This window comes from Virgibacillus ndiopensis (assembly GCF_900187325.1).
Lineage (GTDB): Bacteria > Bacillota > Bacilli > Bacillales > Amphibacillaceae > Virgibacillus_E > Virgibacillus_E ndiopensis.
This window is the reverse complement of sequence record NZ_FZMZ01000005.1, coordinates 850,160-862,474: the sequence shown is the minus strand read 5'-3', so window position 1 is coordinate 862,474 and position 12,315 is coordinate 850,160. Positions and strand designations below refer to the sequence as shown.

The 12,315-nt window shown below is 35.6% G+C and carries 11 protein-coding genes; 9 read left to right on the top strand and 2 right to left on the bottom strand.

Going from position 1 to position 12,315, the window contains the following annotated elements; genetic code table 11:
• Positions 1-14: 14 nt before the first annotated feature.
• Genes queA through yajC form a run of 3 tightly spaced genes read left to right on the top strand, consistent with a single transcriptional unit; the run spans position 15 to position 2,481 of the window.
• The gene (gene queA / locus CS937_RS11730) at positions 15-1,043 is read left to right on the top strand and encodes a tRNA preQ1(34) S-adenosylmethionine ribosyltransferase-isomerase QueA (RefSeq protein WP_099158634.1); all 1,029 of its coding nucleotides are present in this window, start codon (positions 15-17) and stop codon (positions 1,041-1,043) included.
• 19 nt (positions 1,044-1,062) lie between these two features.
• A complete protein-coding gene (tgt, locus tag CS937_RS11725) occupies positions 1,063-2,202 on the top strand; it encodes a tRNA guanosine(34) transglycosylase Tgt (protein ID WP_099158866.1) in 1,140 nt (379 codons plus the stop codon).
• A gap of 18 nt (positions 2,203-2,220) precedes the next feature.
• The gene (gene yajC / locus CS937_RS11720) at positions 2,221-2,481 is read left to right on the top strand and encodes a preprotein translocase subunit YajC (RefSeq protein WP_099158633.1); all 261 of its coding nucleotides are present in this window, start codon (positions 2,221-2,223) and stop codon (positions 2,479-2,481) included.
• A 170-nt stretch (positions 2,482-2,651) separates the two neighbouring features.
• On the opposite strand, the gene CS937_RS11715 is transcribed toward yajC, so the two are convergent.
• Positions 2,652-3,032, bottom strand: a complete 381-nt coding sequence (locus CS937_RS11715) for a TIGR04086 family membrane protein (protein WP_099158632.1) — start codon at positions 3,030-3,032, stop codon at positions 2,652-2,654.
• A 140-nt stretch (positions 3,033-3,172) separates the two neighbouring features.
• Here CS937_RS11715 and CS937_RS11710 point away from each other — a divergent pair, with 140 nt between their 5' ends.
• Positions 3,173-4,474: an ArsB/NhaD family transporter gene (locus CS937_RS11710; RefSeq protein ID WP_099158631.1), complete on the top strand. Its 1,302-nt coding sequence runs from the start codon at positions 3,173-3,175 to the stop codon at positions 4,472-4,474.
• Positions 4,475-4,508: 34 nt separating this feature from the next.
• Here CS937_RS11710 and spoVB read toward each other — a convergent pair whose 3' ends face one another.
• Positions 4,509-6,059 carry a stage V sporulation protein B gene (spoVB, locus tag CS937_RS11705; RefSeq protein WP_099158630.1) on the bottom strand — a complete coding sequence of 517 codons (1,551 nt, stop codon included), beginning with the start codon at positions 6,057-6,059 and terminating at the stop codon, positions 4,509-4,511.
• A gap of 119 nt (positions 6,060-6,178) precedes the next feature.
• Between spoVB and CS937_RS11700 the strand changes: the two genes are divergently transcribed.
• The 5 genes from CS937_RS11700 to CS937_RS11680 all read left to right on the top strand — a co-directional run bounded on the left by CS937_RS11700 (position 6,179) and on the right by CS937_RS11680 (position 12,234).
• The gene (locus tag CS937_RS11700) at positions 6,179-6,487 is read left to right on the top strand and encodes a post-transcriptional regulator (RefSeq protein ID WP_099158629.1); all 309 of its coding nucleotides are present in this window, start codon (positions 6,179-6,181) and stop codon (positions 6,485-6,487) included.
• Positions 6,488-6,536: 49 nt separating this feature from the next.
• On the top strand, positions 6,537-8,807 hold the full coding sequence (gene secDF, locus CS937_RS11695; RefSeq protein ID WP_099158628.1) for a protein translocase subunit SecDF: 2,271 nt from the start codon (positions 6,537-6,539) through the stop codon (positions 8,805-8,807).
• A 198-nt stretch (positions 8,808-9,005) separates the two neighbouring features.
• On the top strand, positions 9,006-9,347 hold the full coding sequence (locus CS937_RS11690) for a LapA family protein (protein WP_099158627.1): 342 nt from the start codon (positions 9,006-9,008) through the stop codon (positions 9,345-9,347).
• 57 nt (positions 9,348-9,404) lie between these two features.
• A complete protein-coding gene (recJ, locus tag CS937_RS11685; RefSeq protein ID WP_099158626.1) occupies positions 9,405-11,744 on the top strand; it encodes a single-stranded-DNA-specific exonuclease RecJ in 2,340 nt (779 codons plus the stop codon).
• Positions 11,722-12,234, top strand: coding sequence for an adenine phosphoribosyltransferase (locus tag CS937_RS11680; RefSeq protein ID WP_099158625.1), 513 nt, complete (start codon positions 11,722-11,724; stop codon positions 12,232-12,234). Before recJ ends, CS937_RS11680 begins: the two co-directional genes overlap by 23 nt.
• The last annotated feature ends 81 nt before the right edge of the window (positions 12,235-12,315 follow it).

The window sequence follows — 12,315 nt, the reverse complement described above, 5'->3', positions numbered from 1 at the left end:
AGGAGATCAGCATCATGAATATAGAAGATTTTGATTTTGATTTACCAGAAGAACTAATAGCACAAACACCATTAAAGGAGAGAACAGCTTCACGATTGTTGGTGTTTAACCGTGAAACAAAAGCAATCGAGCATAAACATTTTAGGGATATAAAAAGTTACTTAAAAAAAGGTGACTGCCTTGTTTTAAATGACACGCGTGTTCTTCCTGCTCGATTGTACGGTGTGAAACAAGATACAGGTGCAAAAATAGAAGTGTTACTCCTTCACCAGCAAGAAGAGGATTGCTGGGAGGTGCTTGCTAAACCAGCAAAAAAGATTAAAATTGGTACGGAGCTTTCGTTTGGCGATGGAAAATTACGGGCAAAATGTATTGATACAAAAGAACATGGTGGTCGTATTTTACAATTACAATATGAAGGTATTTTAGTTGAAATATTGGACGAGCTTGGCGAGATGCCATTACCGCCATATATTAAAGAGCAATTACCGGAAAAGGAACGCTATCAAACTGTCTATGCAAAAGAAGAAGGGTCGGCAGCAGCGCCAACTGCAGGTTTACATTTTACAAATGAATTATTAGACGAAATAAAGGAAATGGGAGTAACAATTGCCTTTATTACGCTACATGTTGGTCTCGGTACATTTCGTCCGGTAAGTGTGGATAATATTGATGACCATACCATGCATTCGGAATTTTATCATATGACGAATGAAACGGCGCAAATTCTTACCAATATAAGGAGAAATAATGGCAGGATTATTTCAGTCGGAACAACGTCAACTAGAACATTAGAGACAATCGCACGCGATAATGATGGACAATTCGTTGAAGCTAGTGGATGGACAGATATTTTTATCTATCCTCCATATAAATTTCAAGCTATTGACGGCTTGATTACGAATTTTCACTTACCTAAGTCTACACTAATCATGTTAGTTAGTGCTTTAGCAGATAAGGAGAGCATTTTACGTGCATATAATGAAGCTGTTCAAGAACGGTACCGTTTTTTCAGTTTCGGAGATGCAATGTTAATAATATAAGTAGAGGAACGAATATATGATGAAACCTATAACGTATGAATTAATTAAGACATGCAAACAAACTGGTGCACGTCTAGGCAAAGTGCATACACCGCATGGTTCGTTTGATACACCAATGTTTATGCCTGTTGGGACACTTGCCACAGTTAAAACGATGAGCCCAGAAGAATTACAGGATATCAATGCAAAAATCATCTTGTCTAATACGTATCATTTATGGTTACGACCAGGAGAAGATATTATTCGAGAAGCAGGTGGTCTCCATAAGTTTATGAACTGGGATGGAGCAATTTTGACAGATTCTGGTGGATTCCAGGTTTTTAGTCTAAGTGATATGAGAAAAATAAAAGAAGAGGGGGTTCATTTTCGTAATCATTTAAATGGTGAAAAGTTATTTTTGTCACCTGAAAAAGCGATGCACATTCAAAATGCGCTTGGTTCTGACATTATGATGGCGTTTGATGAATGTCCACCCTACCCAGCAACATATGATTATATGAAGGCATCTGTTGAGCGGACTTCCCGTTGGGCAGAACGTTGCCTTGAAGCACATAATCGTAAAAATGACCAAGGTCTTTTTGGTATTGTTCAAGGTGGTGAATATGAGGATCTTCGAAGACTTAGTGCACAGGATCTTACATCTATGGATTTTCCAGGGTATGCAATTGGTGGTCTCTCTGTTGGCGAACCGAAAGAAATAATGAATCGAGTCCTTGAGTTCACAACACCCCTTTTACCAAATAATAAGCCACGTTATTTAATGGGAGTAGGTTCACCAGATTCATTAATTGACGGTGCAATTCGTGGAGTAGACATGTTTGATTGTGTGTTACCAACACGTATTGCACGGAATGGGACATGCATGACTTCAAACGGTCGACTGGTAGTAAGAAATGCTAAATATGCACGTGATTTTAGTCCAATCGATGAAAATTGTGATTGTTATGTATGCAAAAATTATACTCGTAGCTATATCCGACATTTAATTAAATGTAATGAAACATTCGGATTTAGACTTACTACTTATCATAACCTACATTTTCTGTTAAAATTAATGGAGCAAGTACGAGCAGCTATTGCTGAAGATCGACTTGGTGATTTCAAGGAAGCATTCTTTGAACAATATGGTTTTAATCAACCAGATGCAAAGAATTTTTAGGGAAAGGAGGAATTCGTAATGAACACACTTATAAATTTAGCTCCAATTATTTTAATGTTTGTGATCTTTTACTTTTTGTTAATCCGTCCACAACAAAAACGCCAAAAGCAAGTAAAACAAATGCAGTCGGATTTGAAAAAAGGAGATTCAGTTGTAACGATTGGTGGTTTACATGGGACAGTACATACGATTGATGAAACAATCGTAGTAATTGAAGGTGGCGACGGTACAAAGTTTACATATGACCGTTCCGCAATCCGGGAAGTTAAAAGCAATTAATTTATCTATCTGAAAAAAATAGATCGTATCAGGGGACAAGCAATGGGCAGATTACTTAAATAATTTAAGTAACAAGTCTGTTGCTTTTGCCGTTTAGTTTTTATAAATAAAGTACATAAAGAAGAAGTTAATGAGCACATCTGCCATTAACTTCTAGTATTTTTTGAACCTTATTTTTTTTCATTTACCACAACATTTACTCCAATTACTCCGCCAACAAGTGCTGCCAGGATATATCCTAAGTGATGAAGAGATTGTTCTAGTGAAAATGCTTGGTGATAGCCTAGATATTGTACCAAAAATGTGAACAAAGTAAACCCTAGTCCAGTCAAACAACCGATTACCCAACCTTTTTGCTTTCCTTTTACTCCTGCTACAATTCCTCCGATAAATAAAGAAATTAATCCAACTGCTAATGTTGTCCACGATAATGTAGTTTCATCCATACTCGTAAAACGTAGTAATAACCCTAATACAAGACTAGTTACCAGAATGAAACCGAGTATAACAATCCAACCATACACCAAGGCAATAAATTGTTGTTTCTTCATGAAGATGATCTCCCTCCCCCCTGTTTGTCCAGTTACTTTCATTTTATTCATCCAATTAGAAAATAGACGGAAAATATTTTAGTTTTCCTTGCATATATTTTTTATAAGGTTGTTTACATATATGTGAGGGAAGGTGTCCTATGAATGTAATTCTTGCATCCACTATCTTTATTATTAGCTACTTTTTAATCATGACTGACAAAATGAACCGCGCTGTTATTGCATTGTCAGGCGGTACGTTACTGTTGTTAACAGGAATTTACTCAACTGATGATGTATTTATGAATTATATTGATTGGAACACAATTGGGTTATTGTTCTCTATGATGGTACTGATTTCGATTACAGAAAAAACTGGGTTATTTACATTCATTGCAATACGTTTTGCCCAAAAGGTACGAGGAGATCCAATTCCTTTATTAATTGGTGCAAGTATTTTGACTGCTACAGGCTCTGCATTACTTGATAATGTTACAACAGTATTAATATTTGTACCTATTATGTTAAAAATAACAAAATTATTAAATCTTCCATCTTTTCCATATTTATTAGCAATTATTTTTAGCTCTAATATAGGTGGAACAGCTACACTCATTGGAGACCCACCAAATATTATGATCGGTCAAGCTGTTGAACATTTAAATTTTCTGTCGTTTATTAATCATTTGGCACCACTTGCACTTATTATATTTTTAGCGATGATTTTTACACTCGTTTTCTTATTCAAAAATAAACTGCGAAAAAGTTCAACGAACAAACAAGAACTTCTTGGTATCGATGCCGCGGAGCACTTAAAACGAACACCTATGCTTTATAAATCTATTTTCGTATTAGGACTTACGATTTTAGGTTTTCTACTCCATTCATTCTTACATATAGAACTTACAGCAATTGCATTAGCTGGGGCAATTTTATTGTTACTCTTAACAGAAAAAGAAGTGTCCACAGAGCAAATTTTTGAAAAAGTAGAATGGGTGACATTGTTTTTCTTTATTGGATTATTTACATTAGTTGGCGGCCTTCAGGAGGTAGGAATTATTGATGAAATGGCTAGAGCAATAATTGTATCCACTAATGGTGACTTTTCAAAGACAGCTATATTAATATTGTGGGTATCTGGTATATTTTCAGGGGTTGTCGATAATATACCATTTGTAGCGGCTATGATTCCGGTGATTCAAGAGTTTCAAAGTTATGGAATGGTTTATTTAGACCCAATCTGGTGGTCTCTTGCATTAGGAGCTTGCTTAGGTGGAAATGCTACATTAGTTGGAGCATCTGCTAATGTTGTTGTAGCAGGGCTAGCTGAGGGTGCTAGAGAAAGGATTCCGTTCATACGTTTTCTGCTTTATGGTATACCATTCGTATTATTCTCACTTCTTATATCGACCATCTATATCATCATTCGTTATTTAATTCCATACTCTGGACAAGCATTATAAAAGCCTACCACTGTTTATTTCAGTGGTAGGCTTTTTATACCCATTTTTGGATAATAGGAATTTGTTTTAACTCCTCTTTCGTAATAAATCGTAGGGCGAATAATGTTACTATATAGATTAAAGCTAAAATGATCAATATACATAAGAAGATAAAAATATTAGGTTCTACCAATGCATACATGTTTTTAAGGAAATTTCCAACGACCCATGTTATCAAGATTAAGGCAATCATTTTGCACAAGTCTTTTAAAGGAATGGAATACCGAATTGCTTTTCGAAGTGAAGCTAAATGTAATAATGTCACTAATACTACACCAGTTACCATTGCAAGTGCTACACCCATAATCCCAAATTCAGCATTGGAAGCCAGTAAAAAGAGTACGACAAATTTGCACACAGCACCTATTAAACTATTCCACATAGCAGGCTTGGCTAAGTCCAGGGCTTGTAATGCTGCTTGTAATGGTGCTTGAATGTAAAGTAAAATGAAAAAAGGTGCCATTAATATCAAAAATTTACTTGCATTAGCTGTTCCATACATATATGTTAATATCGGTACCGAAAAAAGTGTCAATACAATTGTTGCGATTGCGCCGGAGGCAAACGAGATTCGAATAGCCTGGTGAATACGATAATGTATTAACTGGTTATGTTTGTTTGCTTCAGCCTCTGATATGGAAGGTACAAGTGCAATTGCTAAGGATTGTGTTATAAAAGTTGGTAAAAATAGTAATGGCAGTACGAATCCGGTTAATTCCCCATACTGCTTTGTTGCTAATGAACTTGAAATACCTGCTATTGCCAAACTTTGGGCAACCAATATCGGCTCTAGAAAATATGAAAATGAACCAATTAATCGACTGCCTGTACTAGGTAAAGCAATGGAAAAAAGCTCTTTCAATGTATCTTTACTGGATTTTAAGTACTTAAAAAATCGATATCGTATCTTTATAGTTTTTTTTCGTTTGAATATTTGAATCATAACCATCAAAGATACGAATTCTCCAAGTATAACACTAAACATGGCACCAGCTGCAGCAAACTCCACGCCGAAAGGAAGTAATAACTTGACGAAAAAGGCTACACAAATGATGCGAACCACTTGCTCAATTACTTGCGTATAACTTTGCGGCTTCATATTTTGCAGTCCTTGGAAATAACCCCTGAGTACAGCTGAAATTGCGACAATTGGGATGATAGGACTGATTGCCAATAATGGATACATCGTTCGTTCATCAGTAAGTAATTCTGTGGCAACAAATGGAGTAATAAGGATCATGCCGATGGTGAAAAAGATACTTGATATTGTAGTGATGATTAAAGATACAATAAGTATTTTTTTAATTTTAACTCGATCATTTTTTGCATCTGCTTCGGCAACACGTTTTGAAATGGCAACAGGTAATCCAAGTTGGGTGAATGTAATAACCAAAAAATATGTAGGAAGTGCCATCATATAAAGGCCGACACCTTCTTCACCCATAATTCTAGCAACAACCATCCGGTTAATAAAGCCTAAAAAACGAGTAATCATTCCAGCAACAATTAAGATTATTGTTCCTTTTAGAAATGTTTGTTTGGTCATTTAATGGACCTGCCTTCTCAAAAAATAAAATTTCATATACAATGATATATATGCTATTAAGTTGGCCAAGCATGACAAGAATAGGAAATTAACTCTGATTGAAAACAGGGGGGAAGAAGTTGGAGATCGTTAAAACAGTTAACGAATGGAAGGACTTAATGAAACCAGCGCTGGATAGTAAGACAAGTGAATTTAAATTAATGGGGTATTCTCAAGCAACAGGTGATGATATTTGGGATTGTTTGGTACAAAAGGTTTGGAAAGGTAACCCGACAAAGCGGTTACATGAAGTAACACAAGATATTTTTCATCTTGCATCTAACTTGTATATGAGTTATTTAACTGTTAATGCTTATCAAGAGAATGACGATTTAATGGCTTCTATTGCCGCTTTAACTGGTGGTCAAACAGAAGAAACGAAACAATAGAAGATTTTACATAATGCATTTGACCGTAGAAGAGGGAGGCAATTGGTAGATGAAGAACAGAGGTAAAATCGTTGCCTTTTTTCTAATCGTGCTATTATTTGCAGGAACGATTGGGACAACGATTACTGGAATTACAAAAGATATTAATTTAGGGTTGGATCTTCAAGGTGGATTTGAGATTCTATATCAAATTGAGCCTGTTGATGATGGAGAAGAGGTTGACAGGGAATTACTAGAATCAACTGTTCGAATACTCAATGAACGTGTTAACCGCTTAGGTATAAGCGAAGCGAGTATTGACATTGAAGGAGAAGACAGAATTCGTGTTCAGTTAGCTGGTATAAAAGACCAGGAAGAAGCAAGAGAGCTTTTATCGACTTCTGCTAGACTATCCTTCAGAAATGTTAACGATGAAGAGTTGTTGGATGGATCCGATGTGAAAGAGGGTAGCGCAAAACAGGATTTCAAACAAGATACGAATCAACCCATTGTTACATTACAGCTGAAAGATGCGAAAAAATTCGGTGAAATAACAAGTGAACTGGCTGCTAAAGCAGATCCGACAGCCCCACTACCTGAAAAGAAAAATTTGCTTGTTATATGGATGGATTATCAAAAAGGGAATTCATTTGCTGAAGAAGTTAAAAAAGAGGATCCAAAATATATTTCCGCTCCCAGTGTAAATGAAACATTAAATACACCGAATGTTATGATTGAAGGTAATTTCACGGTTGACTCGGCACAACGCTTAGCTGATATTATCAACGCAGGTTCATTACCTGTCAATATGACGGAGCTCTATTCACAGACTGTGGGAGCTCAGTTTGGAGAGCAAGCACTAAACAAGACTGTTTTTGCGGGTATAATAGGGATAAGTATTATCTTTTTATTTATGATTGTAGTATACCGTTTCCCGGGATTCATTGCTGCAGTTAATTTAAGCATATACATTTACTTGATTTTAGTGGTATTTGAACTAATGAATGGTGTGCTAACGTTACAAGGAATCGCTGCATTAATTCTTGGTGTTGGTATGGCCGTGGATGCAAATGTTATTACATTTGAACGGATAAAAGAAGAATTACGTGAAGGTAAATCGATTTTTGCATCGTTTAAAGCTGGTACGAGTAATTCCTTAAGAGCGATTGTAGATGCAAATATTACAACGATTCTTGCGGCGATTGTATTATTTATCTTTGGTACTAGTTCCGTTAAAGGTTTCGCAACGATGTTAATTTTGAGTATTTTGGTAAGCTTTTTAACAGCAGTTTATGGAACCAGATTCTTGATGCAATTATGGGTGAAAACTAAGTTTTTGAAAAATCGCCCCGGCTGGATCGGAGTAAAGAAAAAGGATATTAAAGATATCTCGGATCCGACGGAAGTGGAACCAAAACTCTTTAATCGTGAAGTTAATCCAGTGAAACACAGAAAGAAATTCTTTATTGCATCAGCAATAATGGTGATACTTGGTGCAATTTCTCTTGGACTATTCCAGCTTAACCCTGGAATAGATTTTACAAGTGGATCACGAATTCAACTTGAATCTGATAACAAAATGCCAACGGATGATATAGATAAAAGTTTAGATGAACTGGGCTTAAAGGCAGAGTCAATCGTTCCATCTGGTGAAAACAATGTTGTTTTACGATTTGATAAAGTAATAAATGAAGATAGGATCGCAGAAATTCAATCGTATTTTAAAGAAAATTATAATGCTGAGACTAGTGTAAGTATTGTATCACCGGTTGTTGGTGAGGAATTGGTCAAAAATGCTTTGTACGCATTAGGTATTGCATCTATTGGTATGATTATTTATGTTGCATTCCGTTTTGAACTTTTCTTCGCAATTACTGCTATTATTGCATTGCTACACGATGCATTCTTTGTCCTGGCAATATTCAGTATCATGCGAATTGAGTTCGATATTACAATCGTTGCAGCCATTCTTACAATTATTGGTTACTCGATTAACGATACGATTGTAACATTTGATAGAATACGTGAAAATTTACGTAAGAAGAAACGAGTCAAATCATTTAAAGAGCTTGCAAATATTGTAAATAGAAGTTTAGTTCAAACACTGACAAGAAGTATTAATACAACGGTAACCACATTGATTGCCGTTCTAGCATTCTTATTCTTAGGAGCTGAATCAATCACTGGCTTTGCAATTGCCTTAACCGTTGGGCTTATTGCGGGGACCTATTCTTCATTATTTATAGCTTCTCAGTTATGGCTTGTATGGCGTGGTAAAATGATTAAGGAAAAACCAGTAGTCTTTGCTAAAAAGAAAAAAGTAGAAGGACCTCAAGTATAAAAGGCTGGGACAAACCCTATAAAAAAGAATAAACCGCATGAAATCAAAGTGTTTAAATTTGATTTCATGCGGTTTTATTTTCACGATTTATAAAAAATAAATAAGTTTTCAAGTTATATCCCTGCCTTCTTGTTTACGGATGCTTTAAAAATTCTATAAAAGGGTATTTTATAAAATAGGATGGAAGGAGTGTATTAGTTGAGAGGACAATCTTACGTTATTTTAGCCATTATTTTTGTTATCTTAGTAGCTGTATTTGCTGTTACAAATGTGGAGACAGTGAAGGTAAATTATTTATTTTGGTCTGGTGAAGCCCCGCTTATTTTAGTGATTTTATTTTCTGTTCTTATGGGTGGTGTTATCACTGCTGCTGTTGGTGTCATCAAAATATTTCGCTTGCAACGAGAAGTTCGTACATTAAAATCTAAGAACAAACGTATATTTTCATGGTTGGATGAGCATGGAATTGACTACGAGATGAATAATGAGTCCTATCAGGAACAGGAAAAACTAGGGAAAAGCAACAATGAAAATAATTAAATCTCATTGCTACCCCTGACTTTCTTTGTGTATAATAGATTAGTCAGGGGTGAGTTTATGTTACAAAGTAAGGCAACATGGAATTTTACAACATTACAAGATAATTTAATACAATGGACGGATGATTTGAATAATAACTTTTCCCCGGTAATAAAAGAACTTTTATTACAAAGAGGAATAGCTACTGCACAAGAGGCGAATGAATTTCTTTCACCTAATCTAGCAAATTTATTTAGTCCTCATGGGTTTGCATCAATTGATAAAGCTGCAGAGCGTGTACATAAAGCAATCGAACAAAACGAAAAAATTCTAATATACGGTGATTATGATGCAGATGGAGTAAGTTCTACTACGGTACTTCTTAAAGCATTACAAGAGCTTGGAGCGGATTGTGCATTTTATATTCCAAACCGCTTTACAGAGGGCTATGGTCCTAATGAAGCGGCGTTCAGACAGGCCAGTGAAGATGGGTACCGGTTAATTATTACTGTGGATACAGGAATTGCTTCAGTACATGAAGCGAATGTTGCTAAAGACATAGGTATTGATTTAATCATAACAGACCATCATGAACCTCAGGATACATTACCAGATGCGTTTGCTATCGTTCATCCTAAATGTTCTCCGGATTATCCATTTCAAGAACTTGCTGGTGTTGGCGTAGCATTTAAGTTTGCTGAACGTTTGTTAGGGTATTTTCCTGAACAATTATTAGATCTTGTAGCCATTGGTACGATTGCCGATTTAGTACCACTCGTTAGTGAGAATCGTATTCTTGCCTATTATGGATTACGAAAATTAACCACTACTAACAGACATGGACTAAAAGCATTGAAAAAGCTCTGTAAGATTGAGGGTAATGTAACAGAAGAAGATGTAGGCTTTCTGATTGGACCACGGTTAAATGCTGTTGGTAGACTTCAAGACGCTGATTTAGCTGTCCAATTGTTACTTACAGAAGATTCTGATGAAGCTGAGGATCTGGCAGGTATGGTTGAAGATTTAAATAAAGAACGCCAACAAATTGTAGCGAATATTGTGAAAGAAGCTGAGAAAGTGGTTCAGCCTGATGGAAATGGAGTCATTATCGTTGCCCAGGAAGGGTGGAATGAGGGTGTGTTGGGTATTGTGGCATCACGCCTCGTTCGTAAATATGACCGACCTGCAATTGTTCTTGCTATTAATCCTGAAAATAATAGTGTAAAAGGATCTGCACGAAGCATACCAGCTTTTGACTTATTTAAAAATTGCATGAAGGTCAGAAGCTTATTTACCCACTTTGGTGGACATTCGCAGGCTGCAGGTATGACATTACCATTGGAAAATTTACAAATGTTACAAGCAGAATTAAATCAATCAATAATCGATCAGTTGACAGAAGAGGACTTCAAGCAGGTTATTGACATTAGTAAAACTTTAACTTTACCAGAAATGAACGAGACATTGGTTGATGAAATTAATCAGTTGGCACCATTTGGTATGGCTAATCCAAAACCGGTTTTCCATGTTAAACAAGTTCCTACAGATATACGACAATTGGGAAATATGAAAAAGCATCTTAAATTACAATTTAAACAAGATGCGGTCAATGTTGAGGGGATTGGATTTGGCTTAGGTAGTCATTTTGATTTTATTTCCCAGCAAACTCCAGTCTCAATAGTTGGTGAACTAGGGATAAATGAATGGAATGGTAATAAAAAAGTACAAATTGTTATTCAGGACATGAAAATAGATGAATGGCAATTATTTGACCATCGTGGAAAAAAGAATTTAGACATTTTACCATTTACAAATGTTGGTGAGAACGCATTAATTGTATGTAACGAGGAATCGGATCGACTTCCTCAAAAGGTAAATCATATATTGTTTGGTACTAGTTTAGAAACATTAACGAAATTGGATACATTATTTATTTATGATTTACCTACTAACCTTGCTGATTTAGAAGCGATTGTCCAAAGAACGAAACCATCACGTATCCATGCTTGTTATTATGTTGAGAATAGCAGTTATATGAAAGTTTTTCCATCACGTGATGATTTCAAGTGGTTTTATGCGTTAATACGAACAAAAAAAGTATTAGATCTAAATAAGGAAATGGATATTATCAAAGATAGACGAGGTTGGACACGTGACTTGATAGTATTTATTTCAAAAGTGTTTTTTGAATTAGAATTTGTTACTATAGTAAATGGAGTAATTACGTTGAATCCAAATCCCTCAAAAAAGGATTTGCAGGAATCACGAATATATCAACAACGATTAAACCAAGCAGATATAGAGAAAACATTATATTATTCAAACTATGAAAAATTAAAAGAGTGGTTTTCAACATGTATAGATGTTGCTGAAGGACCCAAGGAGGAACTGACTCATGGATTACAAAAAATATATTAAAATAGTTGAGAATTGGCCAAAAGAGGGCATTCAATTTAAGGACATTACCCCATTAATGGACAATGGAAAGGCATTTAAATCTGCTGTCGATGAAATAGTTGAGTTTGCTAATGAAAAAGAAATTGATATTGTTGTTGGACCAGAGGCAAGAGGGTTTATTATCGGTTGTCCTGTATCCTATGCATTAGAAATAGGATTTGCTCCAGTAAGAAAAGAGGGAAAGCTGCCTCGTGAGGTAATAAAAGTTGATTATGGCTTAGAATATGGAAATAATATTTTGACCATTCACAAAGATGCCATTAAACCTGGTCAGCGTGTTTTAATTACTGATGATTTACTTGCTACAGGTGGAACAATAGATGCAACTATTAAATTAGTGGAAGAACTTGGAGGAATTGTAGTAGGCTGTGCGTTTTTAATTGAGCTTACATACTTAGATGGACGTGAAAAGCTTGATGGATATGATGTTTTAACGTTAATGCAGTATTAGTTCCTATTAGCGTTTAATGCAAAATACTGGGCGAGGTACTAAATAAAATAGGGGGTCTGGCAAAATGTGTCAGACCTATTC